This is a genomic window from Massilia sp. YIM B02769 (genome assembly GCF_030411995.1).
GTDB lineage: Bacteria > Pseudomonadota > Gammaproteobacteria > Burkholderiales > Burkholderiaceae_D > Telluria.
Map to the genome: position 1 here is coordinate 41,171 of NZ_JASNRC010000012.1, position 25,525 is coordinate 66,695.

Sequence of the window (25,525 nt, forward strand, 5' to 3'; positions counted from 1 at the left end):
AGATGGACACGTAACCGCGTGGGCACCGAGTGCCCACCGTACGGGAAGCATCCAGGCTCAGAATGCGTGTCGCCTATGTGCTGCGATACCGATTGACAGGCGGATGCAGATTTCCCACCTCACGCCGGCATCCGGTCCCGCACCAGCTCGCGCGCCGCCTCCGCCTCCATCGGCTCGCCCAGCCAGGCTCCCTGCAAGCCCTCGCAGCCTTGCGCCTTGAGAAATTCCATCTGCGAGCGCGTCTCAACCGCTTCCCCGATCACCGGCATCCTGAGGTTGTGGCCGATGTCGATCAGCGTGCGCGCCATGACATTGCCTTCGCGCGCGTCCTCGTTTTCGGCAATCGCGTGCACGGCCTGCTTCGAGAGTTTCAGCTGCCCCACCGATAGCTCGCGCAGGAAGCCGAGGTCGCTCATGCCGTGGCCGAATTCGTCCACCGACAGGGTCAGCCCCAGCTCGCGCAATTGCCCAGCGAGGTCGCGCACCTGGCCCGGGTTGCGGATCAGCGCTTCCTCGCGCAGCTCGATCTGCAGGCTGTCAGGCGCCAGGCCGTGCTGGGCCAGGCGCTTGGCGATGTTGGCGACGAAATCCTGCTGCACATACTCGCGCGCCGACACGTTCACCGACACCGGCACGCCGGTCACGCCGAGTGTCTTCAGTTCGCGCAAGAAAGCGCAGACCTGGTCCAGCACCCAGGCGCCGAACTGGACGATGCGGCCGTTTTCCTCTGCCTCGAGCAGGAAGGCCGACGGCAGCAGCACGCCGCGCTCGGGATGGCGCCAGCGCAGCAGGGCCTCGAAGCTTTTCACGGTGCCGCTGCGCGCGTCGATGCAGGGCTGGTACAGCATGAAGAGTTCGCCCCGTTCGATCGCCTGGGCCATGCCGGCGTCGAGCTGCTGGCGCGCGTCGGTGGTGTTCTTCATGTCGCTGGAGAAGAAGTAGATCTCGTTGCGGCCGGTGGCCTTGGCGTGGTACATCGCCACGTCGGCCGAGCGCACCAGTTCGGCGGCGGTGTGGCCGTCGTGCGGATAGACCGACACGCCCAGGCTGGCGCCGACCGCGATTTCCTTGTGCATGAAGGACACCGGCTGGGTCAGGCCCTGGCGCAGGCGCTCGATCATGCGCAGGGTAAAGCGCAGCGAGGGCTGGTTGACCAGCACCAGCACGAACTCGTCGCCGGACAGGCGCGCCACCGTGTCGCTGTCGCGCACCGAGGCCAGCAGGCGCTTGGCCACGACCTTCAGGACGACGTCGCCGGCTTCGTGGCCGTGGGTGTCGTTGATGGACTTGAAATTGTTCAGGTCGATCAGCACGGTGGCCACCAGCGACTTCTGGCGCTGCGCCAGGTGCAGCGCGTGTTCCAGCCGGTCCCACAGCAGGTTGCGGTTGGCCAGGCCCGTCAGGGCGTCGTGGTTGACTTCGTGCTCGAGGTGGGCGGTGCGCTGCTTGGTGGCGGTGACGTCGAGGATGACGCCGATGAAATGCGTGGCCTGGCCTTGCTCGTCGAGCACCGGCGTGATGCTCAGGTCGTTCCAGAACAGTTCGCCATCCTTGCGCATGTTGCGGAACACGACGTTGACGGGTTGGCGCGCGGCGACGGCGGCGCGGATGCGGGCGCGCTCGTTGCCGTCCATGCCAGGCGCGGCCATGAAGCGCGAATCGCGTCCGATGACCTCGGCGGCCGGATAGCCGCTGATGCGCTCGAAGGCCGGGTTGACGTATTCGATCGGGCAATCGTTGCCGTCGATGCGGGTGATGACGATGCCGTTGCTGGCCGCATGCAGGGCGCGTTCGCGCAGGCGCAGCTGGCGTTCCTGGGCGCGGCGCCGGGTGAGGTCGAGTCCCATGCCGAACAGGTAGTCGCCGCCGTTGCAGGTGACGCGCGAGCCGCACAGCAGCACCGGCGTGACGCGCCCGCTGCGCGAGGTGAAGTCGGCCTCGATCTCGACTTCCTCGTTGTCCTCGAAGACGCGGCGGATACTTTCGGCGATCAGGGGACGGGTCTTCAGGTCGAACAGCTCGACCGCGTTGGCGGCCGCGAGTTCGTCCGGCATCATTTCGGTAATGCGTTCGTGGTTGCGGTTCCACAGCACGTAGCGGCCTTCGCGGGTGAGGGCGTAGAAGGTGCCGGGCAGGGTGTCGACGATGGCCGCCAGCGGTGCGCGCCCGACACGGACCGACTCGGGCGTGGCATCGTCGTGCACGTTGTCGATGGCCGCAACCCAGCAGTGGACGGTGCCGTCGGCGCTGGCCTGGGGCGAGAGCGCGAGCTGGGCATACACGTCGTTGCCAGCCGCATGGCGCAGCACGACCTTGTTGGTGCGCCCGTGGTCGGCCACCATGCCGCGCCAGCGCTCGGCCTTGTTCTCGGCCGTGACGCCAACCAGCAGGGCGCCGACGGGTTGCCCGATCGCATCGGCCGGCTTGAAGCCGAGCAGGTTCGCGCAGCTGTCGTTCCAGGTCATGATGATGCCGTTCTCGTCGACGAGAAAGGCGGCATTCGCGGTCGGCAAGGACATGAACATGCAGAAGCCTTTCTATCGAGGGAGACTATGCTTGGACTCGCCAGGTTTGCTTGCGTTCCCGGAGTTCCGCCTGCTGCGCAAAAATAAAAAAGCCACGAACTCACCGTGGCTTATTCTAAACCTCGCCTACCCGATTTGGGTAATCAAGCGGCAGCGCTTTCCTGCTTCTCCGGCAGCGCGACCTGGTCGTCCACGCTGAACTGGTAATCCTTGAACACGTGCTCGGCGCTCAGGATCTGGTAGGAACCATCGGCCAGCTTGTGGGTCGTGTCCTTCAGGCGGTAAGTAAAATGGCCGCAGGTCCAGCAATTGTAGTTGCGCATGTGCGTGCACAGGCAGGTCTTGTCCATCACCGGCGGATTCTTGACGTCCGGGTTGGCCAGCACTTCGCGGTTGTACGAATTGATGTAGGCGCAATTGCCGGTGGCGTCCAGCAGGTAGCCGTAGGATTCGCAGCCCGGGCGGATGCCGGAACCGATCGCCGGCGTGCTCTTCAGCATGCGCATCGGATAGCCGGTCGGCGAGATGCCGTTGACGATGATGTCTTCTTCGCTGGCGCGGAAGTATTCCTGCTTCACGCTGTCGGGCATGCCGCACTCGTGGGTGACGGTGAAGCGGGTCGCCACCTGCACGCCGCCCACGCCTTTTTCCAGGAAGCGCACGGCGTCGGAACCGGTGAATACGCCGCCGGCCGCGATCAGCGGAATATCGATGTTTTCCGCGCGCATGTAGGCGAGGATTTCATCGATGATGGTGTGCAGGTCGTATTCCTTCCAGTCGAAGCCGAAGCCCAGGTGGCCGCCGGCCAGGGGACCCTCGACGATGATGAAATCGGGCGGGCGGTTCAGCTTGGCGACCTTGCGCAGGAACAGCTGCAACGCGCGCACCGAGGACACGATGATGCCCAGCTTGGCTTCGCGGAAGCGCGGATGGTCCTTGATCAGCTCGAACGAACCGAGGTGCAGGCCGGCCGACATGGTGATGCCGTCGATGCCGGCGTCCAGCGCCGAAGCCAGGCGCGTGCGCAGGGTTTCCTTGGGCGCGTTCATGGTCAGCTTTTCCATGACGTTGACGAAGATCAGGCCATCGCCCTTTTTCGCCGCCATGGTGGCGCCCACGTGCAGGCGGGTCGCCTCGGCCAGGCGTTCGAGGTCGAACTGGACCACGGCCTTGTCCATGTTGTTGATGTTGAACTTGTAGAGCTTGGTCTTGTCCTTGACGAAGGTGGTGTCGAACTTGCGGTCCGACACGTCCTGCACCATCGCGTCCGAGATATGGCCGATGCCGCCCAGGCGCGCCGCCTCCAGCGCCAGCTCGGAGGTCGAGATGTCCACACCCATTCCGCCGATCATGATGGGCACGTATTCCTTGTTGCCCAGACGCAGGCGGAAATCATCTACACGTTTCATTGCTATCCTTAACACTACCGAATGTGCGCTCGTTCAATCTGGCGACGCCAAATCCGGAACGAGTTTATGCGGCCTCAATTCTACCCCAGCTCATTGTGGGTGAGGCGTATGAAAGGACTGCGGCGCCGACTGGCCGCAGTCCCGCTGCTGTCGGGCGCCCGCTCAGTCGCGGAAGTTGTTGAACGCCAGCGGCAGGTCCTGCACGTCCTTGCGCAGCAGGGCGATGGCTTCCTGCAGGATGTCGCGGTCCTTGCCGGTCACGCGCACGGCCTCGCCCTGGATGCTGGCCTGGACCTTCATCTTGCTTTCCTTGATCAGCTTGGTGATCTTCTTCGCGTCCTCGGACTCGATGCCGTTGCGTACCTTGATCACCTGCTTGACCTTGTCGCCGCCGATTTTCTCGACCTTCTGCTCGTCGAGGAAACGCACGTCGACCTTGCGCTTGCTCATTTTATTGATGAGCACATCGCGTACCTGGCCGAGCTGGAAGTCGGCGTCGGCGAACAGGGTCAGTTCGCGTTCCTTCTGGTCGACCTTGGCCGAGCTGCCCTTGAAGTCGAAGCGGGTGGTGATTTCCTTGTTCGATTGCTCGACGGCATTCTTAACTTCGACCATGTCTGCTTCGCAGACGACATCAAACGATGGCATGGTGTTTTCCTTATAGCTGCTGTATTTGTAAGTGGCGGTATTTTAACGGACAAGCCCTCCCGCGAGGATGGTTTTTGCCTTGCAGCAGCGCCTTCCCTCTATAATCGCTCGGATTCCAGCCTCGTCCCCCAGTGCCTCATGTCACCTGAACTCCCTGTCGAACACGACGTTTCGCTCCAGCCATTCAACACCTTCGGCCTGCCGGCCCTGGCGCGCCGCTACCTGCGCGTCACCGATCCGGCCCAGCTCGATTGCCTGCGCACCGACGCCGCGCTGGCCGGCCTGCCGCGCTTCGTGCTCGGCGGCGGCAGCAACGTCCTGCTCACGCGCAACGTCGCTGCCCTGGTGCTGCACATGGCGATTCCCGGGCGCGAGATCGTGGGCGAAGAGGGCGGCGCCGTGCTGGTGCGCGCCGGCGCCGGCGAACACTGGCATGGCTTTGTCGAGTACACCCTGGCGCAGGGGCTGGGCGGGCTGGAAAACCTGTCGCTGATTCCCGGCACCGTGGGCGCCGCGCCGATCCAGAACATCGGGGCGTATGGCCTGGAAATCAAGGATGTGTTCCATTCGCTCACGGCCTGCGACCTGGCGACCGGCGAGCGGCGCACCATGGGCGCGGCCGATTGCCGTTTCGGCTACCGCGACAGCGTGTTCAAGCATGCCGATGGCGCGAACCTGGTGGTGCTCGACGTGACCTTCGCCTTGCCGCGCGCCTGGCAGCCGAACCTGCGCTATGCGGAGCTGGCGCACGCGCTCCAGGACAGTGGCATGCAGGCGCCGACGCCGCGCCAGGTCAGCGACGCGGTAGTGGCGATCCGCCGCCGCAAGCTGCCCGATCCGGCCGAGATCGGCAATGCCGGCAGCTTTTTCAAGAATCCGGTGGTCACGGCAGGGCAGTGCGCCGCGCTGCTGGCGCGCTTCCCGGCGCTGGTGCACCACGCGCAGGCCGATGGCAGCGAGAAGCTGGCGGCCGGCTGGCTGATCGACCAGTGCGGGTGGAAAGGAAAGAACATGGGCGCGGCCGGGGTGTACCCGAAGCAGGCGCTGGTGCTGGTGAATACCGGCGGCGCCAGCGGAGCCGAGGTGCTGGCGCTGGCGCAGGCGATCCAGGCGGATGTGCTGGAGAAGTTCGGGGTGGCGCTGGAACCCGAGCCGGTATTCATATAAGGGGGTAGGGTGGGTTCTCGAACCCACCGGTGCAACTGATCGCGCTCGGCAAGGTGGGTTCGAGAACCCACCCTACGTAAAACCGCATCAGCCGCGCAGCGCCATCACCCGGTTCCGCCCACGCGCCTTGGCGGCCTCCAGCGCCTCGTCCGCGCGTTCGAGCAGGGTCTCCAGTCCGGCATCCTCCGCCGGCACGCTCGACGCCACGCCGATCGACATCGTCACCACGCGCCGCTCCGGCGACGGGTGCGACAATGCCAGGCGCTCCAGCGAGGCGCGGCAGGCCTCGGCCACGCGCACCGCGCCATCCAGGCTGGTGTCGGGCAGCATGATGGCAAAGGCCTTGCCGCCGTAGCGCGCCGCCAGGTCGGACGGGCGCTTCAGCTGGCCGGTCAGGAGGCCCGCCAGCTTTTTCAGGCACAGGTCGCCGGCATCGTGGCCGAGACGTTCGTTGAACTGCTCGAAATGGTCGACATCGCAGATCAGCACCGACAGCGGCTGGCCGTTGCGGCGCGCACGCTGCCATTCGTTCAGGGCCACGTGCTCGAAGCGGCTGCGGCTGGCCACGCCGGTCAGGGCGTCGAGCCCGGCCAGTTGTTCGATCTCGACCTGCACCTTGGCCAGCGTCGACTCGGTGGTGCGCAGGCGGCAGACGGCGACGTCGCGCTGCTGCCGCGCCAGGTGGGCGGCGGCATGGTAGCGCACGCGCGCCAGCAGCTCGGTCCGTGCGGGCAGGTGCGACAGGTAATCCGTGGCGCCGGCGGCAAAGGCGGCGTCGCGGCCTGCGCCATCGGCCTGCGGCGCGATCACCAGCAAGGGCACGTCCTTCAGCACATCGCCGCTGCGGCAGGTGTGCACGAAACGGCCGCCATCGTCGTAACCCGCCAGCGCATGCAGCACGACCGCCGGCGCCAGGGCGGCGGCGCGCTCCAGGGCATCGGCCGCCTCCGCCTCATGCAACTCGACATCGTCCACGCCAAGCAGCGTTTCGCGCAGCGCGGCGGCAATGGGCGACGCCGGGCCGACCAGCAGCACGCGGCATGGAACCTGGGTAGGAAATTCGCTGTCGGAGATCATCGATGGCAGGGGTAATCAGGGAAAGTGCATTTTACCCTGCGGCACTTACATTTGGTTCTCCATGCGGCCCCGGCGTCGGTTTGGCCCAACAGTGCAGGCGGCTGCGCGATCGACTATGCTTGCGTGGTTGATCACATCGGAGAACCGCATGAAAGCCATCGTTACCGGACATACAAAAGGCCTGGGCGCCGCCATCACCGAGGAATTGCTGGCGCGCGGCATTCCCGTGCTCGGTCTGGCCCGTGGCCGCGCGCCCGAGGCCGCCGCGCGCTATCCCGGCCTGCTCACCGAGATCGAGCTCGATTTGTCGGACAGCGCGGCGCTCGCCGCCTGGCTGGGGCGCGGAGACGCGGGCGCCTGGCTGGCCGGCTGCGGCACCGCCCTGTTGGTGAACAATGCCGGCGTGGTGTGGCCGGTGGGGCCGCTGGCCGAGCAGGACCCGGTGCAGGCGATCCGCGCCGCGACCCTGAACGTGGCGGCGCCGCTGGCGCTGGCCGCCAGCGTGGTGCAGGCCACGGCGGGCGCCGAACGGCGCATCCTGCACGTGTCGAGCGGAGCGGGGCGTTCTGCCTATCCCGGCTGGAGCGTGTACTGCGCCACCAAGGCCGCGCTCGACCGCCACGCCGAAGCGGTGCTGCTTGACGGCGACGCCACGGTGCGTGTGTGCAGCCTGGCGCCGGGCGTGATCGACACCGGCATGCAGGCCGAGATCCGCGCCAGCAGCGAAGCGCGCTTCCCGCTGCGCGAGCGCTTCGTGCAATTGAAGGAGGGGGGCGGTTTGAGCTCGCCCGAGGATTGTGCGCGCAAGCTGGTGGCGTATTTGCTGGCCGATGATTTCGGCAGCGTGGCGGTGGCGGATTTGCGCGAGGTGTGATGCACGCTGGCCGGGCCGTGTAGGGTGGGTTCTCGAACCCACCCGCCGTGCCGATGCGCAGCCCGCCATCGGCTGCGGCACGTGGCAGCTGCGGATGGTGGGTTCGAGAACCCACCCTACGGAATCGGCACATCATCGGCCAACAAAAAAGCCGCCCGCAGGCGGCTTTCCGACTCAGCCAGGAACGGCTTACTGGCCGCGTTTTGCGCGTGCCTTCGCCGCGATGCGCATGCGCAGCGCGTTCAGCTTGATGAAGCCTCCCGCATCCGCCTGGTTGTAGGCGCCGCCGTCTTCATCGAACGTGGCGATGTTCATGTCGAACAGCGAATCGGTCTTCGAATCGCGCGACACCACGATCACGTTGCCCTTGTAGAGCTTCACGCGCACCCAGCCGTTGACGGTCTGCTGGGTGTGGTCGATCAGCGTCTGCAGCGCGACGCGTTCCGGCGCCCACCAGTAGCCGCTGTAGATCAGCGACGCGTAGCGCGGCATCAAATCGTCCTTCAGGTGCGCCACTTCGCGGTCGAGGGTGATCGACTCGATCGCGCGGTGGGCGCGCAGCATGATGGTGCCGCCCGGGGTTTCGTAGCAGCCGCGCGACTTCATGCCGACGTAGCGATTTTCCACCAGGTCGAGGCGGCCGATGCCGTGCTTGCCGCCCAGGCGGTTCAGCTCCGTCAGCACTTCGGCCGGCGACATGCGCTTGCCGTTCAGGGCCACGATGTCGCCCTTTTCGTATTCGATGTCGAGGTACTCGGCTTCGTTCGGCGCCTGCTCCGGCGACACCGTCCAGCGCCACATCGATTCCTCGGCTTCGGCGCTCGGGTTTTCCAGATGCCGGCCCTCAAAACTGATGTGCAGCAGGTTGGCATCCATCGAGTAAGGCGCGCCGCCGTTCTTGTGCTTCATGTCCACCGCGATGCCGGCGTCTTCCGCGTACTTCAGCAGCTTCTCGCGCGACAGCAGGTCCCATTCACGCCACGGAGCGATGATCTTGACGTCCGGTTTCAGCGCGTAGGCGCCGAGTTCGAAGCGCACCTGGTCGTTGCCCTTGCCGGTGGCGCCGTGCGAGATGGCGTCGGCACCGGTGGAGTTGGCGATCTCGATCAGGCGTTTCGCGATCAGCGGACGCGCGATCGAGGTGCCGAGCAGGTATTCGCCTTCGTAGACGGTGTTCGCGCGGAACATCGGGTACACGAAGTCGCGCACGAATTCCTCGCGCACGTCGTCGATGTAGATGTTTTCCGGCTTGATGCCGAACTTGATCGCCTTGGCGCGTGCCGGTTCGAGTTCTTCGCCCTGGCCGAGGTCGGCGGTGAAGGTGACGATCTCGCAGCCGTAATTATCTTGCAGCCATTTCAGGATGACGGAGGTGTCGAGGCCGCCGGAGTAGGCGAGAACTACTTTTTTGATGTCGCTCATGGTGTTCCAGTGTCGAGGGAGGGGGAGGTCGGTCAGCCGGCCCGCCCTTCCTGCTGGGGCAGGAAGGGCAGCCGACGATCAAACAAAGGGTGGTGCTTTCAAAGGGTGCTGCTTAAAAAACCTGTGTATTTTACTTGTCTTCGATGCGGCCGAGCAGCAGGTACTCGATCAGCGCCTTCTGCACGTGCAGGCGGTTCTCGGCCTCGTCCCAGACCACCGACTGCGGGCCGTCGATGACTTCGGCCGCGACTTCCTCGCCGCGGTGGGCCGGCAGGCAGTGCATGAACAGGGCGTCCGGCGTGGCGCGCGCCATCTTGGCGGCATCCACGATGAAGCCGTCGAAGGCTTTCAGGCGCTCGGCGTTTTCCTTCTCGAAGCCCATGCTGGTCCAGACATCCGTGCTGACCAGGTGCGCGCCTTCGCAGGCGTCCGCCGGGTTGTCGAACAGGGTGTAGCGGGTGGTGCTCACCAGGCTCGGGTCGAGGTCGTAGCCCTTTGGCGTCGCGATGTTCAGGTGGAAGCCGAACACCTCGGCCGCCTGCAGCCAGGAGTACAGCATGTTGTTGGCGTCGCCGATCCAGGCCACGGTTTTGCCGGTGATGGCGCCGCGGTGCTCGTGGAAGGTGAAGATGTCGGCCAGCACCTGGCAAGGATGGTGTTCGTTGGTCAGGCCGTTGATCACCGGGACGCGCGAGTGCGCGGCGAAGCGCTCAATGATGTCCTGGCCGAAGGTGCGCACCATGATGATGTCGCACATGCGGCTCATCACCTGGCCGGCGTCTTCCACCGGCTCGCCGCGGCCCAGTTGGCTGTCGCGGGTGTTCAGGTAGATCGCGGCGCCGCCGAGCTGGTGCATGCCGGCCTCGAAACTCAGGCGCGTGCGGGTCGAACTCTTCTCGAACACCATCACCAGCGTGCGGTCGACCAGCGGGTGGTAGACCTCGTAGGCCTTGAACTTGCGCTTGATGACGGTCGCGCGCTCGATCACATAATTGAACTCGTCGAGCGTGAAGTCGGAGAACTGCAGGAAGTGCTTGATCGGTTTGGAGCCTGGCATATCGTTGTTCGCTTGTCTGTTATCCCTTCGATTATAAGGGCTTTTGTTTTTTGTGGGGACCGGTGAAACACGTAGGGTGGACGGCTGCGCCGTCGACGCGTCGATAGTTGGCTTCAAGTCCATCGAGCCCGAAATCGGAACCGGCAGTAATCAACGCGTGGAGTAACCCAGTCCGGGGGACTGGATTACGAGCCGTCCACCCTACTTAATACAGCGTCTGCGCCGACTCGTGCAGCAGCTGCCCATACAGCTCATGCCGGTGCTTCGCGATCTTCCCGGCCGCCACCGCGTCCAGTACCGCACATTGCGGCTCGGCCAGGTGGCGGCAGTTGTAGTACTTGCAGCCGCCGAGATACGGCTTGAACTCGACGAACGCCCGCTCCAGCATGCCTTCGCTCAGGTGGTACAGCCCGAACTCCTGGAAGCCCGGCGAATCGATGATCGCCGCGCCGCCCGGCAGCCAGTACAGGCGGGTAAAGGTGGTGGTGTGCTTGCCGGTGTCCAGTGCCGAGGAGATTTCGCGCACCGCGATGTCGGCGTCCGGCACCAGCAAATTGATCAGCGAGGACTTGCCCATGCCCGACTGGCCGATGAAGATCGACGACTGCCCGGCCAGCAGCGGCTGCAGCACGGCCAGCGCGTGTTCCGGATTCGCGCGCGCCGAGACTTCGTGTACCGGATAACCCAGCGCCCCATACACGGCGGCGCGTTCGCGCGCACGCGGCAGCAGGTCGACGACGTCGGTCTTGTTCAGGATGAGGTGGGCCTCGATGCCCGCCGCTTCCGCTGCCACCAGCGCGCGCGACACCAGGTCGTCGGCGAAGCTCGGCTCCGTCGCCACGACGATGAACAGGCGCGAGATGTTTGCCGCCAGCAGCTTCGATTTGTACTGGTCGGAGCGGTAGATCAGGGTGGTGCGCTCGGCGATTTCCTCGATCACGGCCTGGTCGTTCGAGGTCTGCTTCAAATGGACCACGTCGCCGACCGCCACGTTGGTCTTCTTGCCGCGCGTGACGCACTGGAATTTGGCGCCGTCGACATCGGCCAGGTAGTGGCGGCCGTGGGCCGCGATGATGGTACCGGTCATGCTCATGCGCGGCGTTCCTCGTAGATTGCGTCGGCTTTCGCAGCGCAGATAAAGTCATTCATCGACACGGCGTTGCCGGCCGAATGGGTGGTAAAGGCGACCAGGCAGTGGCGGTAGCGCACGCGCAGTTCGGGGTGGTGGTCCTGTTCGTGGATCATCGCGGCCAGTGCATCGACGAAGCCGATGGTCTCGTGGTAATCGGTAAAGGCGTATTCGCGCTCGATGCGGTTGCCAACCAGGCGCCAGTCCGGCAGCGCGGCCAGGTGCGCCTCGAGCGCCGCCGGATCGAGTTCCGGCGCGCCATGGCTGCAATGCCGGTCGATCAGCTTCATGCGGCCGCCGCGTTGAGATGGGCGGCATTCAAGTGCGCAATCCGCACCGACGCCGGCGGATGCGAATCGTAGAAGGCAGAGTGCAGCGGGTCCGGCGTCAGGGTCGAGGCGTTGTCCTCGTACATCTTGACCAGGGCCGAGACCAGGTCATCCGCACTGCTGTGCTTTGCCGCAAAGGCATCCGCCTCGAACTCGTGCTTGCGCGAGGTGATCGCGCTCAAAGGGCCGAGCACAAACGTAAAGATCGGCAGCACCAGCATGAACAGCAGCAGGGCCATGGCGTCGTTCGGCGCGCCCAGCATGGGCGTCACGCCCAGGCCGGTGTAGAACCAGCTCTGCTCCTTCAGGTAGCCGAGCAGGGCGAGGAAGGCCAGCGACAGCGCGAACATCACCACGATGCGCTTGACGATGTGGCGCAGCTTGAAGTGACCGAGTTCGTGGGCCAGCACGGCCTCGATTTCCTGTGGCGCCAGGCGCTCGATCAAGGTATCGAAGAAGACGATGCGCTTGGCCGCGCCAAAGCCGGAAAAGTAGGCGTTGCCGTGGGCGCTGCGGCGGCTGCCGTCCATCACGAACAGGCCTTTCGAAGCGAACCCCACGCGCGCCATCAGGCCTTCGATGCGGGTCTTGAGACTGGCGTCGTCGAGCGGCGTGAACTTGTTGAAGATCGGCGCGATGACGGTCGGGTACAGGACCATCATCAGCAACTGGAAGCCGCTCCACACGCACCAGGCCCAGAACCACCACAGCGAGCCGGTGGTCTCCATGAGTTTCAGCACCACCCACACCAGCGGCAGGCCGATCACGGCGCCGACCAGGGTGCCCTTCACCATGTCGGCGATCCACAAACCGGGCGTCATCTTGTTGAAGCCGAAGCGCTGTTCCAGCACGAACTGGCGGTAGTAATCGAAGGGCAGGTCGAGCACACCGGAGATGGCGGCGAACGCGACCACCAGCAGGATCTGATGGTGCATCCCCGGGCCGGCCACCGGCAGCAGGGCGCTGGAAATGGCCTGCAGCCCGCCCAGCAGGGTGAAGCCGATCAGCACCAGGCCGCCCCACAGCAGGGCAACGATGCCGAAGCGGGTTTTGGCCACCGTGTAGTCGGCCGCCTTCTGGTGCGTCTCCAGCGAGACCTTCGGCGCGAATTCGGCCGGCACGGCACTGCGCTTGCGCAGCACGTGGCGGATCTGGCGGTTGGCCAGCCAGAAGCGCAGGCCGAGCGTCAGCACGAAGAAAACGACGAACAAGACCGAAAACGCAAGTGAAGACATTCTGTGCCTGTGAGAAAATGCAGGATTGTTTAAGGCAAAGAGAGAATTATGTCACAAGCCACCGAATCCACCGCAGCCGAAAGCACAGCCGCTGGCGCTGCAGCACCCGCCCCCGTCCGCAACGACATGAACCTGGTCTGGGTCGACATGGAAATGACCGGCCTCGATCCGGACAACGACCGCATCATCGAAGTGGCCGTCGTCGTCACCGATGCCGACCTGAACGTGATCGCCGAAGGCCCGGTGTTCGCCATCCACCAGTCCGACGCCACCCTGGACAAGATGGACAACTGGAACAAGGGCACCCACGGCAAGTCGGGCCTGATCGACCGCGTGAAGGCCTCGACCGTCACCGAAGCCGATGCCGAAGCCCAGCTGATCGCCTGGCTGAAGCAGTACGTCCCGGCGAACAAGTCGCCGATGTGCGGCAACTCCATCTGCCAGGACCGCCGCTTCATGGCGCGCGGCATGCCGAAGCTGGAAGCCTTCTTCCACTACCGTAACCTGGACGTCTCGACCCTGAAGGAACTGTGCCGCCGCTGGAAGCCGGAGCTGGCCTCGGGCTTCAAGAAGCACCAGAAGCACACCGCCCTGGCCGACATCATCGAATCGGTCGAGGAACTGAAGTACTACCGCGAGCACTTCATTAAGCTGTGATGCGCAAGCTGTAACGCGCAAACTGTGATGCGCAAACTGTACCGCGCCGGCTGCGACGGTCGGATGCCGGTACATTCGTGCTACATGCCAAAGACCATTATGGGAAAATGGCAACATGCACGGATTCTTGCGCGGCGCACATGATGCGCCCCCCGCCAGCCTGCGCGCCCTGATCGGCGCACACGACTGGCGGGAGTCTCCCCTTGGACATCCCGACGACTGGCCGCCCCAACTGGCGACCGCGGTCGCGATGGCGCTCGACTCGGCGTTGCCGATGTTCATCGCCTGGGGTTCGGACCTGCGCATGCTCTACAACGACGCCTATGTCGCGATGCTCGGCGAACGCCATCCGGCAGCACTCGGCGAACCCTTCCAGCGCGTCTGGTCCGACGCCTGGCCGCAGCTGGTGCCGATCATCGACCGCGCCCTGTCCGGCAAGCGCGTCCACTTCGCCGACCTGGAAATACCGATCGTGCGCGATGGCGCCACCCAGCCGGCCTATTTCACGTTCTCGTATTCTCCGCTGCACGACGGCGCCGGACGCGTGGCCGGCATGTACTGCACCGCCGTGGAAACCACCGAGCGCCTGCGCGCCGAACGCCGTTCCGCCCTCGAACTGAAGCTGTCCGATGCCCTGCGTCCGCTGCACCTGCCGTCCGAAGTGCTGGCCACGGCCAGCGCGCTGCTGGGAGAAGAATTGCGCCTGGCGCGCGTGCTGTACGGCGAGGTCGAGGAAGACGGCGCGGTGTTCACGGTGGCCAGCCAATGGCTGCGCGAGGGCATGGAAGGCCTGTCGCAGGCGCGCTACCGGCTCGACGACTTCGGCCCCGGGATCGGCGCCGCCCTGCGCGCCGGCGAGCTGGTGGTGATCGAGGACATCCTGCACGACCCGCGCACCGCCAGCTGGCCGGGACGCTACACCCGGGAGGCCATCGGCTCGGTGGTGACGGTGCCGCTGGTGCGCGCCGGCCGCCTGTCGGCTTTCCTCAGCATCAACCGCAACGAACCGTACCGCTGGAACGACGACGAATTGCGCTTCACGCGCGACACCGCCGAGCGCACCTGGACCGCGCTCGACGGCGCGCGCACCCAGGCCGCGCTGCGCGCCGAGCGCGACCGCAGCCGCACCATCTTCGACACCATCGGCGAGGGCTTCGGCCTGCTCGACCGCGACTGGAAGCTGCTGCAGATGAATGCCGAGGGCCTGCGCATCTGCCACCTGACGATCGACCAGGTGATCGGCCGCGACCATTGGGAACTGTTCCCCGAAGTGGAGGGCACCGACACCGGCGCCATGCTGCATCGGGTGATGGCCGAGCGCCGCGCCGGCCAGATCGAATACCAGCTGGCGCCGGTGGGCGGGCGTTCCGGCTGGACCGAGATCCGCGCCTTTCCGGTGCAGGACGGCGGCATCGCGATCTTCTTCCGCGACATCACCGACCGCAAGGCGGTAGAGGAAAAGCTGAAGGCGGCCGACCAGCGCAAGGACGAATTCCTGGCCATGCTCGCCCACGAGTTGCGCAACCCGCTGGCGCCGATCAAGTCGGCCGCCATGCTGCTCGACATGGGCATGCTGAACGAAACCCGGGTGCGCCAGAGCAGCGCCATCATCGGGCGTCAGGTGAAGCACATGACGCGCCTGGTCGACGATTTGCTTGACGTGTCGCGCGTGACGCGCGGCCTGATCGTGCTCGACAAGGCGGTGCTGGATGTGCGCGCCATCGTCGACGAAGCCGTGGAACAGGTGCGCCCGCTGCTGCTGGCGCGGCGCCAGGCCCTGGGCGTGCACCTGCCGGTCGTGCCGCTGAGCGTGGAGGGCGATCGCGCGCGCCTGGTACAGGTGCTGGCGAATCTGCTGAACAACGCCGTCAAGTACACGCCCGAGGAATGCGCCATCGACATCGAAGTGCGGCATCAGGACGGCATGCTGGAACTGGCCGTGTGCGATGAAGGCATCGGCATGGAGCCGGAGCTGACCGAGCGCGCCTTCGATCTGTTCGCCCAGGCCAAGCGTTCCAGCGACCGCTCGCAGGGCGGCCTCGGACTGGGGCTGGCGCTGGTGCGCAACCTGGTCGAGCTGCATGGCGGGACGGTCGGCTGCGCCAGTCCGGGGCCGGGGCGGGGCAGTACCTTTACGGTGAGGCTGCCGCTGGTCGCGCCGGCGGCGCCGGTCGAACCGCTTGCTGCTGACAAGGCTGTATCGGGCGGGCGCCTGAAAGTGATGGTGGTGGACGACAACGTCGACGCCGCCGAAACGCTGTCGATGCTGCTCGACGCGGCCGGGCACGAGGTGGAAGTCGAGCACGATTCGCGGCGCGCCCTGGAGCGCGCCCGCACCGCGCCGCCCGACGTCTTCCTGCTCGACATCGGCCTGCCCGAGATCGACGGCAACGAACTGGCGCGGCGCCTGCATGCCCAGCCCGAAACGGCTGGCAGCGTGCTGATTGCGGTGTCGGGTTACGGGCAGGAGCAGGACAAGCGCGCCGCGCGCGAGGCGGGCTTCCGGCACCACCTGGTCAAGCCGGTGGATTTCGACCAGCTGGCGGAGTTGCTGGCCGGCGTGCATGGCGCGCTGGCTTAATCACCGTTTGCGGCCCTGGTCCGGCTAACAAGCACCGCGTGGGCACGCAAATGATGCCCCCAGCATCATTTGCCCCACCCTACGTATGTATGGGCCAACAACTTCTGATACCGTAGGGTGGGCGCCCCGTGCCCACGCGTCGGTCGATAGCGGCTAACTAGCCACGCACGCGCCGCTATCGGTCAACGCATCGACACATCAACGCATCTGCGTGTAATTCACCGGCACAAACCGATACCCCTTGCCCTCGGTACGCACATGCCCCAGCCCCGGGAACTGCAAATGCGCGCCGCCGATCAGCGAACCCTCCCTGGCCGCCATGTCGAACAGCTTCTTGCGCGCCGCCGAGGCCGCCTTCTGGTCGCCATCGAAGCCGATCGTCACCGCCGGGTTCTCGAACTGCACCGCCGCCACGTGGATCAGGTCGCCGATCAGCATCATCTTTTGCCCGCCGCTCTCGACGACGAAGGTGGTGTGCCCCGGCGTGTGCCCATGCCCGCCCAGCGAACGGAAACCCTGCGACACCTCGACATCGCCCTCGAAGGTCTTGAATTTGCCCGCCTTGATATAGGGATCGAGCGCCGCCATCGCATTCTTGAACGTGTCCTTGCCGTCGGCCGGCGCCTTGTCCATGTTGGCCTGGCTCAGCCAGTGGTCCGCCTCAAGCTTCGATGCGCGCACGATGGCGTTCGGGAAGGCCGGTTTTGCCGAGCTCGTCAAGCCGCCCAGGTGGTCGCTGTGGAAGTGGGTCAGGTAGACCTCGTCGACCTGTTCCGGCGTGTAGCCGGCCGCCTTCATGTTGGCCAGCAGTTTGCCCAGCGTCGGCCCGAACAGCACGCCGGCGCCGGTGTCGACCAGGATCAGCTTCTTGCCGGTGTTGACCAGGAAGGCGTTGTCCGAGGTTTCGAGCGGGGCTTTCAGGAAGGACTTCGCCAGCGTGGCTTGGGTCTTCTCGGCCTTGTCGCTCAGCAGCTTGTCGACCGGCAGGTCGACGGTGCCGTCGGACAGCGGCGTGATCTCGAACTGGCCCAGCATGACGCGGAAATAGCCGGGGGCAGGGGTCTTCGCCATCGGGGCGGCGGCGAAGGAAGGGGCGGCGATGCAGGCGGCAGCGCAGGCAGCGGCCAGCGCGCGCAGGACGGTCTTGTTCATGGGTTCTCCGGAGTGAGGCGGTTTGCGCAAAAAAACAACATTGCGCATCGTACATCAAGCACTGGAGAACCGCTGGGCGACCCCACGGTCGCCCAAAGACGTGCAGCGCTTACTTCTTCGCCGCGAACGCCTTCTTCAGCTCGTCGGCCGCGAACTGTTCCGCTTCCTTGGCCTTCGGCACCACGGCGCCCATGCCGAAGAATTCGTGGGTCACGCCGCTGTATTCCTTGTAGCTGACGGCCACGCCATCCTTCTTCAGCTTGTCCGCATAGGCTTTACCCTCGGACAGCAGCGGGTCGATCTCGGCCGCGACGATCGTCGCCGGCGGCAGGCCTTTCAGCGAAGTGGCCTTCATCGGCAGCGCGTACGGGTTCTTCGGATCGCCGCCGTAGTGCTTGAAGAACCATTCCATCATCGGCTTGTTGAGCGGCTTGGCGTTCGCGTTCTGCTTGTACGAAGGCGTGTTCATGTCGTCGTTGACGACCGGGTAGACCAGCAATTGGTGCACCGGCATCTGGACTTTCTTGTCGCGCGCCATCATCGAGACCACGGTCGCCAGGTTGCCGCCGGCGCTTTCGCCGCCGACCGCCACCCGCATCGGGTCGCCGTTGATTTCCTTGGCGTGGGCCAGCACCCATTGGTAGGCGGCGAAGGCATCGTTCGGGGCAGCCGGGAACTTGTGTTCAGGCGCGCGGCGGTAGTCCACCGAGACCATGATCGCGTTCGCCATCTTGGCCAGCGCGCGCGGGGTGGCGTCGTAGACCTTGGTGTCGGCGATCACGAAGCCGCCGCCGTGATAGTACACCATCACCGGGAACGGGCCCTTGCCTTCCGGCGTGTACACATGGATCGGGAAGCTGGCGTCGCCGCTGCCGATCGTCATGTCCTTGACCGTCACGCCGGCTTCCGGTGCGGTCGATTTCTTCATGTCGGCCAGGACCTTCTTGACGCCGTCGGCGGGCGTCGGCTGCTTGCGCGCTTCTTCCGGGGTGAGGGTCTCGATCGGCTTCGGTTTCAGCGAGGCTTGTGCGTCGAGCACCTTCTGCATCGCCGCTTCGGCCTTCGGCGGCTGGGATTGGGCAAAGGCGGAGGTGGCGACCAGGGCTGCGCCGGCCAGCAGTGTCAATGGAAGTGCTTTTTTCATCTTCGATACTCCCTTTTTTTCGTCAAATTTGGAATCACGCAGCGCGGCGCGCCGCTCGTGCTACCTGCGTCCAGCATCGCCCTGCACGTTTGACCTGTCAGTGCGCTAACACGCTTTGACGGATTTGAGCATGAGACCGCTGGCCGGCGCACCGGCCAAGCTGCCGGCGCCCGGCGCGGGCGCCGTCCCTGTGGTGTAATAGCGGTCTTTGCCTGTTCCAACTCGTTCCGCCATGCAAGCAAGTTTCAAGCAATGGCTGCACGGCTTCCTGCCGCAGCCGCTTGCCGCCAGCCGCACCGAACGCCTGCGCGCCACCGTCGGCGCCTGCGTCGGCCTGTTCGTCACCGCACTCCTGAGCCACATGCTGGCGCCTGGCCTGGCTGCGTGGCTGATCGCGCCCATGGGCGCCTCGGCCGTGCTGCTGTTCTGCGTGCCGGCCAGTCCGCTGGCCCAGCCGTGGCCGGTGGTCGGCGGGAACACCCTGTCGGCCCTGGTCGGCGTCGCTTGCTGGCACCTGGTACCCGATCCGCTGCTGGCCGCGCCGCTGGCCGGCTGCCTGGCGATCGCCGCCATGTTCGCGCTGCGCTGCCTGCATCCGCCCGGCGGCGCCGTGGCCCTGACCGCGGTGCTGGGCGGCGCGGCGGTGCATACGGCCAGCTGGCACTTTGCCCTGCTGCCGGTGGCGCTGAACTCGGCCGTGATCGTCGGCGCCGCGCTCCTCTACAACAACCTCACGGGCCGGCGCTACCCGCATGCACCGCACGCGGCCGACCGCAACCTGCACGCCACCGGCGACCCGGCCCCGGCCGCGCGCCTCGGCATCACCGAGGACGACCTGGAAGCGGCCATGCTGCGCTACGGCGAAGTGCTCGACGTCAGCCGCGACGACCTGCTGGCCATCGTCGACGATGCCCGCCAGCTGGCGCTGCGCCGCCACTTCCGCGAACGCCGCTGCGCCGAGCTGATGTCGCGCCACGTCATTGCTGTCGGCCCGCGCGACACCCTGGAGCATGCGCGCGAACTGCTGCTGCGCCACCGCCTGCAAGGAGTGCCGGTGCTGGACGAAGGCAAGCGCCTGCTCGGCTTCCTGTCGCAGGAAGACCTGCTGCGCCAGAGCGGATGGGGCGCGCGCCTTCGGGCGCTGGTGCCGGGCGCCGCGCCGCGCGTGGCCGACGCCATGCACCGCATCGTTGCCGTGCTCGACGCCGATGAACCGCTGGCCCGGCTGGTGCCGCTGCTGGGCGACGAAGGCCACCACCAGGTGGCGATCACCGGGGAAGGCGGCGCCGTGGTCGGCCTGGTCGGCCGTTCCGACCTGCTGGCGGCGTTGTGCGAACGGCAGCTGGAAACGGCGGCCTGAGGAGTCATCAGCGCGCGCCGTTCTTACTGCTGAGCGCCGCCCGGGCGCTATCCGGCGTACCATGCAGGCTGGATAAGCAGCGGACCAGGGAGGACGCGTGACCAACGCCAGCGACCAGAAACACGATGTCGCCGATCTGTCGGCCACTTCGCAGCGCATGCTCGCCCTGCGCGAGGAGGTGTTCGCCGACTGGGAACGCGCCGTGCGCGCGCAGATCGAGGAAGCGGCCCAGCTGCGCCACCCGGTGCTGATCGACACACTGCCTGTCTTCTACGACAACATCGCCGAAAGCCTGACGCCGGGCTATGGCCGCCAGAATGGGGCGGACGGCACCACGGTGGCGGCCGAGCACGGCGGCGAGCGCGCCCGCATCACCAGCTACGACCATGTCGCCCTGATCGACGAATACCAGATCCTGCGCCGCTGCATCCTGGAAGCGCTGGCGCGCGACGGCATCTCGCTCAGCCACGCCGAGGTGCTGGTGGTCGACAGCTCGATCGACGCCGGCATCAAGCAAGCCGTGAACGCTTTCACCCTTGTGCACCAGGGCCTGCGCGAACGCTTCACGGCCGCGCTGACCCACGATTTGCGCGGGCCGCTGCACGCCACCTCGATGGCGCTCGAAATCATCCTCATGACGGACGACCCGGCGCGCATCCGCACCGTGGCCGCCAAGGCGCTGTCGAGCGTGCAGCGCATGGGCGGCATGGTCAGCGAATTGCTCGACTCGATGGCCTTCCATGGCGGCCAGAAGGTGCCGCTGGAATTGAGCGCATTCGACATCTGCGAGCTGGTGCGCGAAGTCCAGCTCGACGCGGTGGCGCACCACGGCCTGCCGGTGCACATGACGCCGCATTCGGTGCAGGGCTGGTGGGACCGCAAGGCGCTCTGGCGCGCGATCGAGAACATGCTGTCGAACGCGGCCAAGTACGGCACGCCCGGCACGCCGATCACCATCAAGATCGACGAGGTGCACGAGCGCCTGCTGCTCACCGTCCATAACCACGGCGAGCCGATCCCGCTAGAGGAGCAGGAAAGCATTTTCCAGATGTACCGCCGCGCGGAAGCGGCGCGCCAGGGCGTGAAAGCCGGCTGGGGCATCGGCCTGCCCTACGTGCGCGCGGTGGCCGAGAGCCATGGCGGCAGCGTTGGCGTCGACAGCGCGGTCGAGCGCGGTACCACCTTCGTCATCGACATCCCGGTCGATTGCCGGCCGTTCGGCGAGGCGCCGACGCTGGCCGCGCCGCCGGGGCAATAAAAATTGGGGCCAGGCCCCGGTTGATTGTTGCAGCGATGCGCGTGCCGCAGGAGTAGGATGGACGGGTCCCCCGTCCACGCGTCCAGCAGGCGAAAAAAAACCGGAGACGCGCCCCGGTTCGTATGCAAGCAACACCAGTTTACGCCTGCTCGGCCCCGCAGCACTTCTTGAACTTCTTGCCGCTGCCGCAAGGGCAGTCGTCGTTGCGGCCGGTTTTCGGTCCTTCGTTGCGGATGGTCTCCACGGCCGGTTTGCGCAGCGGCAGCCAGTAGCGGTAGATGGCCGGCAGGTTCGCTTCGATCTCCAGCGCCAGGTGATGGGCCTTGACCGGGTCTTCGACCAGCGGCAGTTCTTCTTCCTCGATCTCGTCGGCGCCGAGCAGGTACAGCGGACGCATCAGATCGGCGACTTCCGATTCCCAGACCGGGTCCCAGGAACCCGGACGCAGTTCCATGCCTTCCCAGAAGCCCCAGCACCAGGCTTCGGCGTCGATCAGGGTCTGGCCGTTGTGCTCGTGCTCGCAGTACAGCGGCTCGAATTCCTTGGGCGCGACCTCGAAGGTGATCAGCACTTCGTTCATGAAGCGCATGATCAGGTTGATGATGCGCTCTTCCTCGCGCGGGTTCTTCCATTTCGGCGCCTGCTTGCCGTCCTGGCCCCAGACGCGCGGCAGCCACTCGGCCGGCATGATGGTTTCCGGGCCGATCGCAATCGCGGTCAGGTAACCGTGGAGGGTGTCCATCGTCATCGCGTCTTCCGGGCTGCGCTCGGAGAGGAGGAACTGGTCGAGTTCGTCGAATTCTTTTTCGGTGAGGGGCTGTTCGAGTTGCATGGGGTGCCTTGTTGCGGTGAAGCCGCCAGTTTAACGCGTGGCGGGCGCCCAGCACACGAAAATCTGCGCGCCGCCTTACAATGGTGGCTATGGATAATCTGTCTAGTTTGCCGGACGCATCAGGTTCGCACCCGTTTTCCCGGCTCGGCCCCGAGCGCGTGCTCGACGCCCTGGAAAGCCTCGGCCTGTACGGCGACGGCCGTCTGCTGGCCCTGAACAGCTACGAAAACCGTGTTTATCAAGTGGGCCGGGAGGAGGGGCCGCCAGTGGTGGTCAAGTTCTACCGCCCCGAGCGCTGGAGCGATGAGGCCATCCTCGAAGAGCACGCCTTTGTGGCCCAACTGGACGCGCAGGAAGTGCCGGTGGTGCCGGCCATGACGATCAACGGCCGCACCCTGCACACTTTTGATCACTTCCGCTTCGCCGTCTTCCCGCGCCGCGGCGGACGGGCGCCGGAGCTGGGCGACCCGGCCACGCTGGAGTGGATCGGGCGCTTCATCGGCCGCATCCATGCCGTGGGCGGCGCCCAATCCTATGCGCTGCGACCGGCACTCGACCAGCACACCTTCGGCCGCGAACCCTTCGACTGGCTGATGCGCCACGATTTCCTGCCGCCCGAACTGCGCGCGACCTATGCGAGCGTGGTCGAGCAGGCCTTGCAGGGCGTGGCGCGCTGCTACGAGCGGGCAGGGGAGCTTCCCCTGCTGCGCCTGCACGGCGATTGCCACGTCGGCAACGTGCTCTGGACCGACGACGGCCCGCACTTCGTCGACTTCGACGACAGTCGCATGGGCCCGGCGGTGCAGGACCTGTGGATGCTGCTCTCGGGCGAGCGCCAGGACATGGTGCGCCAGATGAGCGACGTGCTGGCCGGCTACGAGGATTTCTGCGACTTCGATCCGCGCCAGCTGTACCTGGTCGAGGCGCTGCGCACCCTGCGCCTGATCCATTACTCGGCCTGGCTGGCGATGCGCTGGAACGACCCGGCCTTCCCGGCGGCTTTCCCCTGGTTTAACACCCAGCGCTACTGGCAGGACCGCATCCTCGAGCTGCGCGAGCAAGTCTCCCTGATGGACGAAGCGCCGCTCTGGCCCGTATAAAAGCGGCTTTCAAACCGACAGTCGGTTGTCATTCTTGAAGGCCGGAATTGCAAGGGTTTTGCCGCGCAGCTCGGCGTGACACGATTCGCGTCTTTCGCAGATAATGATCTGGCACGCCCGATTTCCAGACCGAGAAATAGCATGGAACACCAACCCGCTCCCCACGACGATACCGATTTCACGATCGACCTGCCGCCGCCCGCCAGCAAGCACGTGCCCTCCGCGGGCACGCCAGCGCCCGCGGCCGCGCCGGCCCTGGAGCGTGGCGAGCTGGAAAAGACCGCGATCAAGGAAGCCATCGCCCGCGTCGAGGCCGAAGCCAAGGCGAACGTCGCCGCCGAAAGCCGCGCCGCCGCCGAAGCCCATGCGCGCGCGCTGGCCGAGGAACGCGCCGCCTCGGATGCCGCCACCGCCGCCGCCGCGCTGGCGAATGCCCAGGCGTCCGAGCAGGCCATCGAAGCCAACCGCGACCGCCTGGAAACCCTGCGCGCTGCGGCCCAGGCCTCCACCGAGCGCCTGGAGGCGATGCGCCAGGAAACCGCCGAGCTGCGCGCCCGCGTCCAGGCCGACACCGAAAGCCGCCTGGCCGCCGAAACGCGCGCCCGCGCCGCCGAGGAAGCGCGCCGCCGCGCCGCCGAACAGATCGAAGCGGAAGCGGCGATGGCGATGGAAGCCGCGCGCGCCGCCGAGGAATTGCTGGCCCAGACCGAGGAAGCGCGGCGCCAGGCCGCCGAGCGCGTGGCCGCCGTGCATGCGGCGCGCGAAGAGGTGCTGCACAGCGCCAGCGCCGATGCGCGCGTGGCGGTGCTGGCGCGCGAGCGCGAGCGCGCCGAGAAAGCGGCGCGCGCCACCGCCGAAAAGCTGGCCAAGCTCGAGGCCGAAGCGCTGGAGCTGGCGGTGCAGCGCGAGCGCGCCGACCAGATCGCGCTGGCCTCGGCCTTTGCCCGCGCCGCCGCCGAAGCGCGCATGCTGGAAGAAGCGCGCGCCCTGGCCCACGTCGAACACGAACGGGAAAGCATCGCCCAGGCCCAGGCCGACTCGCAGCGGGTGGCGGCCGACACCGTGCGCTCGCGCCTGGAGCTGGAAAAGGAATTGCGCGACGCCGCCCTGCACCGCGAGCGCCTGGAGCAGATGGCCTCGGCCACCGCCGAAGCGCGGCGCGAAGCCGAAGCGAAGATCGTCGCCGCCACCGAGGCCCGCATCGAAGCCGACCGCAAGCTGCGCGAAGCGGCGCTGCTGCGCGCCCAGGCCGAGGAAGACGCCGGGATGCAGGTCGACGCCCGCCTGCAGGCCGAACTGACGGCGGCCGAACACGCCCGGCAGCGCGCCGAGGCCGACCGCATCGCGGCCGAAGCGGCCGGGCGCGACGCCGAACAGCAGGCCCGTGCCCGCCAGCTGTCCGAGGAACGTGCGGCCCAGGCCACTGCCGCGGCCGAAGCGCGCGCGGCCGAGAACGCGGCGGCCGAGGCGGCGCTGGCGCTGGCCGCCGAACAAACGACGCTGCAGCGCGAAGCGGCGCAACTTGCCGCGCGCCGCGAAGCCGAGGCCGAGCAGCTCGCCGCGGCGGAACGCGAACGCGTGCGCTCCGAACAGGCGGCCTTGTCGCGCCTGCAGGAAAAACTCGACAACGAGCGCGCGCTGGCCGCCGCCGCCCAGGCCCGGGTCGAGGCGGAAGAGGGACAGGCCGCGCTGATGCGCGACGAATTCGAGGCCGAGCGCCGCATCGCCGAGGCCCAGCAGGCCGCGCTGGCGGCCAGGCGCGAGGCGGCGGCCCGGGTGTTCGAGGAAGCGGCGAGCGAGGAGGCGGCGGCCGCCGCCGCCCAGGCCGAAGCTGCCGCGGCGGCGCAGCTGGCCCAGGTCCAGGCCGAGCGCGCCCGGGCCGAACAGGCGCGCCTGGAAGCAACCGAGGCCGCGCTGCAGGCCGAGCGCGCGGCGGCCGAGGCGGCGCGTGACGCGCTGTCGCTGGTCGAGCAGAAACTGGCGGCCCAGCGTTTGCAGGCCGAGTCCGAAGCGCGCGCCAACGAGGCCGCCGCGGCGCGGCTGGCGTCGGAGCAGGCCGCGGCGGAAGCGGCGCGGGTGCGTGCCGAGGCCGAGGCCGAAGCGGCGCGCCTGGCCGCGGTGCGCGAAGCGGCCGAGCAGGAAGCGGCGCAGGCCGCAGTGGAGAAGCGCGACGCCCAGCGCGCGCTGCTCGAACGCGCCCAGGCCCACGCCGAGATGCAGCGCCGCACGGCGGCCACCACGCTGCAGATGGCCGATGCACGGCGCGAGTTGCTGGAGCTGGAAACGAAGCGGCTGGAAGAGCAGGCGGCGGAGTTGTCGGCGACGGAAGATGCGATCAATGAGCGCAAGGCCGAAGCGCGTCAGCGTGCGGCGTCGGAAAACATCACCCGCGAGGTGCTGGGACGCCTGAAAAAGCAGCCGTCGGCGCAGCAGGCGGCGGCGCGCTTGGCTGAGGTCATCATGAACCAGCGGCGTACGAACGGCGAGTAGGGTGGTCGGCTACACCCTGGCGTGTGCGTGCTGACGGCGTTTGCGCCGCCCACGCGTTCAGCGACCGCCCGATTTGCCG

General features: G+C 66.7%; 20 protein-coding genes. 8 read left to right on the forward strand and 12 right to left on the reverse strand.

Annotated elements, in window-relative coordinates; genetic code table 11:
* Window positions 1–119: 119 nt before the first annotated feature.
* The 3 genes from QPK31_RS19425 to QPK31_RS19435 form a co-directional block, all read right to left on the reverse strand.
* The gene (locus tag QPK31_RS19425) at window positions 120–2,525 is read right to left on the reverse strand and encodes an EAL domain-containing protein (RefSeq protein WP_290424534.1); all 2,406 of its coding nucleotides are present in this window, start codon (window positions 2,523–2,525) and stop codon (window positions 120–122) included.
* 143 nt (window positions 2,526–2,668) lie between these two features.
* Window positions 2,669–3,934 carry a nitronate monooxygenase gene (locus QPK31_RS19430; RefSeq protein ID WP_229439437.1) on the reverse strand — a complete coding sequence of 422 codons (1,266 nt, stop codon included), beginning with the start codon at window positions 3,932–3,934 and terminating at the stop codon, window positions 2,669–2,671.
* A gap of 162 nt (window positions 3,935–4,096) precedes the next feature.
* Window positions 4,097–4,582, reverse strand: coding sequence for a YajQ family cyclic di-GMP-binding protein (locus QPK31_RS19435; protein ID WP_290424535.1), 486 nt, complete (start codon window positions 4,580–4,582; stop codon window positions 4,097–4,099).
* 138 nt (window positions 4,583–4,720) lie between these two features.
* On the opposite strand from QPK31_RS19435, the gene murB reads away from it, so the two are divergent.
* Entirely contained in the window at window positions 4,721–5,749 is a 1,029-nt protein-coding gene (gene murB / locus QPK31_RS19440) for a UDP-N-acetylmuramate dehydrogenase (RefSeq protein WP_290424536.1), read from the forward strand.
* A gap of 87 nt (window positions 5,750–5,836) precedes the next feature.
* Here murB and QPK31_RS19445 read toward each other — a convergent pair whose 3' ends face one another.
* Window positions 5,837–6,826, reverse strand: coding sequence for a diguanylate cyclase (locus QPK31_RS19445; RefSeq protein ID WP_290424537.1), 990 nt, complete (start codon window positions 6,824–6,826; stop codon window positions 5,837–5,839).
* Between the two features lie 148 nt (window positions 6,827–6,974).
* Here QPK31_RS19445 and QPK31_RS19450 point away from each other — a divergent pair, with 148 nt between their 5' ends.
* Window positions 6,975–7,700, forward strand: coding sequence for an SDR family oxidoreductase (locus tag QPK31_RS19450; RefSeq protein WP_290424538.1), 726 nt, complete (start codon window positions 6,975–6,977; stop codon window positions 7,698–7,700).
* Window positions 7,701–7,889: 189 nt separating this feature from the next.
* On the opposite strand, the gene QPK31_RS19455 is transcribed toward QPK31_RS19450, so the two are convergent.
* From QPK31_RS19455 to QPK31_RS19475, 5 genes are all read right to left on the reverse strand, one after another.
* Window positions 7,890–9,122, reverse strand: a complete 1,233-nt coding sequence (locus QPK31_RS19455) for an argininosuccinate synthase (RefSeq protein ID WP_290424539.1) — start codon at window positions 9,120–9,122, stop codon at window positions 7,890–7,892.
* A 130-nt stretch (window positions 9,123–9,252) separates the two neighbouring features.
* Complete coding sequence (gene argF / locus QPK31_RS19460; RefSeq protein WP_290424540.1) at window positions 9,253–10,179, reverse strand: ornithine carbamoyltransferase; 927 nt, start codon at window positions 10,177–10,179, stop codon at window positions 9,253–9,255.
* A gap of 205 nt (window positions 10,180–10,384) precedes the next feature.
* Window positions 10,385–11,272, reverse strand: coding sequence for a ribosome small subunit-dependent GTPase A (gene rsgA, locus QPK31_RS19465; protein WP_290424541.1), 888 nt, complete (start codon window positions 11,270–11,272; stop codon window positions 10,385–10,387).
* Complete coding sequence (locus tag QPK31_RS19470; protein ID WP_290424542.1) at window positions 11,269–11,598, reverse strand: 4a-hydroxytetrahydrobiopterin dehydratase; 330 nt, start codon at window positions 11,596–11,598, stop codon at window positions 11,269–11,271. The genes rsgA and QPK31_RS19470 overlap by 4 nt, the downstream gene beginning before the upstream one ends.
* Entirely contained in the window at window positions 11,595–12,872 is a 1,278-nt protein-coding gene (locus QPK31_RS19475) for a M48 family metallopeptidase (protein WP_290424543.1), read from the reverse strand. The genes QPK31_RS19470 and QPK31_RS19475 overlap by 4 nt, the downstream gene beginning before the upstream one ends.
* A 48-nt stretch (window positions 12,873–12,920) precedes the next feature.
* Here QPK31_RS19475 and orn point away from each other — a divergent pair, with 48 nt between their 5' ends.
* Both orn and QPK31_RS19485 read left to right on the forward strand, forming a co-directional pair.
* Entirely contained in the window at window positions 12,921–13,529 is a 609-nt protein-coding gene (gene orn / locus QPK31_RS19480) for an oligoribonuclease (RefSeq protein WP_290424544.1), read from the forward strand.
* 115 nt (window positions 13,530–13,644) lie between these two features.
* Complete coding sequence (locus QPK31_RS19485; RefSeq protein WP_290424545.1) at window positions 13,645–16,110, forward strand: ATP-binding protein; 2,466 nt, start codon at window positions 13,645–13,647, stop codon at window positions 16,108–16,110.
* 198 nt (window positions 16,111–16,308) lie between these two features.
* Here QPK31_RS19485 and QPK31_RS19490 read toward each other — a convergent pair whose 3' ends face one another.
* Window positions 16,309–17,262: an MBL fold metallo-hydrolase gene (locus tag QPK31_RS19490; RefSeq protein WP_290424546.1), complete on the reverse strand. Its 954-nt coding sequence runs from the start codon at window positions 17,260–17,262 to the stop codon at window positions 16,309–16,311.
* A gap of 109 nt (window positions 17,263–17,371) precedes the next feature.
* Window positions 17,372–18,406, reverse strand: coding sequence for an alpha/beta hydrolase (locus QPK31_RS19495; protein WP_290424547.1), 1,035 nt, complete (start codon window positions 18,404–18,406; stop codon window positions 17,372–17,374).
* A 232-nt stretch (window positions 18,407–18,638) separates the two neighbouring features.
* On the opposite strand from QPK31_RS19495, the gene QPK31_RS19500 reads away from it, so the two are divergent.
* Window positions 18,639–19,766, forward strand: a complete 1,128-nt coding sequence (locus tag QPK31_RS19500; RefSeq protein WP_290424548.1) for an HPP family protein — start codon at window positions 18,639–18,641, stop codon at window positions 19,764–19,766.
* A gap of 97 nt (window positions 19,767–19,863) precedes the next feature.
* Window positions 19,864–21,024, forward strand: coding sequence for a HAMP domain-containing sensor histidine kinase (locus QPK31_RS19505; protein ID WP_290424549.1), 1,161 nt, complete (start codon window positions 19,864–19,866; stop codon window positions 21,022–21,024).
* 139 nt (window positions 21,025–21,163) lie between these two features.
* Here the strand turns inward: QPK31_RS19505 and QPK31_RS19510 are convergent, their stop codons facing one another.
* Window positions 21,164–21,856 carry a UPF0149 family protein gene (locus QPK31_RS19510; RefSeq protein ID WP_290424550.1) on the reverse strand — a complete coding sequence of 231 codons (693 nt, stop codon included), beginning with the start codon at window positions 21,854–21,856 and terminating at the stop codon, window positions 21,164–21,166.
* 89 nt (window positions 21,857–21,945) lie between these two features.
* On the opposite strand from QPK31_RS19510, the gene QPK31_RS19515 reads away from it, so the two are divergent.
* Together QPK31_RS19515 and QPK31_RS19520 are read left to right on the forward strand one after the other, a co-directional pair.
* On the forward strand, window positions 21,946–22,956 hold the full coding sequence (locus tag QPK31_RS19515; RefSeq protein ID WP_290424551.1) for a serine/threonine protein kinase: 1,011 nt from the start codon (window positions 21,946–21,948) through the stop codon (window positions 22,954–22,956).
* A gap of 141 nt (window positions 22,957–23,097) precedes the next feature.
* Window positions 23,098–25,446, forward strand: coding sequence for a hypothetical protein (locus QPK31_RS19520; RefSeq protein WP_290424552.1), 2,349 nt, complete (start codon window positions 23,098–23,100; stop codon window positions 25,444–25,446).
* Window positions 25,447–25,525: the final 79 nt, after the last annotated feature.

Excerpts from the sequence above, each read along its gene's own strand:
- QPK31_RS19425 (WP_290424534.1), bottom strand. The coding sequence starts at position 2,525 with ATGTTCATGTCCTTGCCGACCGCGAATGCCGCCTTTCTCGTCGACGAG.
- QPK31_RS19430 (WP_229439437.1), bottom strand. The coding sequence starts at position 3,934 with ATGAAACGTGTAGATGATTTCCGCCTGCGTCTGGGCAACAAGGAATAC.
- QPK31_RS19435 (WP_290424535.1), bottom strand. The coding sequence starts at position 4,582 with ATGCCATCGTTTGATGTCGTCTGCGAAGCAGACATGGTCGAAGTTAAG.
- murB (WP_290424536.1), top strand. The coding sequence starts at position 4,721 with ATGTCACCTGAACTCCCTGTCGAACACGACGTTTCGCTCCAGCCATTC.
- QPK31_RS19445 (WP_290424537.1), bottom strand. The coding sequence starts at position 6,826 with ATGATCTCCGACAGCGAATTTCCTACCCAGGTTCCATGCCGCGTGCTG.
- QPK31_RS19450 (WP_290424538.1), top strand. The coding sequence starts at position 6,975 with ATGAAAGCCATCGTTACCGGACATACAAAAGGCCTGGGCGCCGCCATC.
- QPK31_RS19455 (WP_290424539.1), bottom strand. The coding sequence starts at position 9,122 with ATGAGCGACATCAAAAAAGTAGTTCTCGCCTACTCCGGCGGCCTCGAC.
- argF (WP_290424540.1), bottom strand. The coding sequence starts at position 10,179 with ATGCCAGGCTCCAAACCGATCAAGCACTTCCTGCAGTTCTCCGACTTC.
- rsgA (WP_290424541.1), bottom strand. The coding sequence starts at position 11,272 with ATGAGCATGACCGGTACCATCATCGCGGCCCACGGCCGCCACTACCTG.
- QPK31_RS19470 (WP_290424542.1), bottom strand. The coding sequence starts at position 11,598 with ATGAAGCTGATCGACCGGCATTGCAGCCATGGCGCGCCGGAACTCGAT.
- QPK31_RS19475 (WP_290424543.1), bottom strand. The coding sequence starts at position 12,872 with ATGTCTTCACTTGCGTTTTCGGTCTTGTTCGTCGTTTTCTTCGTGCTG.
- orn (WP_290424544.1), top strand. The coding sequence starts at position 12,921 with ATGTCACAAGCCACCGAATCCACCGCAGCCGAAAGCACAGCCGCTGGC.
- QPK31_RS19485 (WP_290424545.1), top strand. The coding sequence starts at position 13,645 with ATGCACGGATTCTTGCGCGGCGCACATGATGCGCCCCCCGCCAGCCTG.
- QPK31_RS19490 (WP_290424546.1), bottom strand. The coding sequence starts at position 17,262 with ATGAACAAGACCGTCCTGCGCGCGCTGGCCGCTGCCTGCGCTGCCGCC.
- QPK31_RS19495 (WP_290424547.1), bottom strand. The coding sequence starts at position 18,406 with ATGAAAAAAGCACTTCCATTGACACTGCTGGCCGGCGCAGCCCTGGTC.
- QPK31_RS19500 (WP_290424548.1), top strand. The coding sequence starts at position 18,639 with ATGCAAGCAAGTTTCAAGCAATGGCTGCACGGCTTCCTGCCGCAGCCG.
- QPK31_RS19510 (WP_290424550.1), bottom strand. The coding sequence starts at position 21,856 with ATGCAACTCGAACAGCCCCTCACCGAAAAAGAATTCGACGAACTCGAC.
- QPK31_RS19515 (WP_290424551.1), top strand. The coding sequence starts at position 21,946 with ATGGATAATCTGTCTAGTTTGCCGGACGCATCAGGTTCGCACCCGTTT.
- QPK31_RS19520 (WP_290424552.1), top strand. The coding sequence starts at position 23,098 with ATGGAACACCAACCCGCTCCCCACGACGATACCGATTTCACGATCGAC.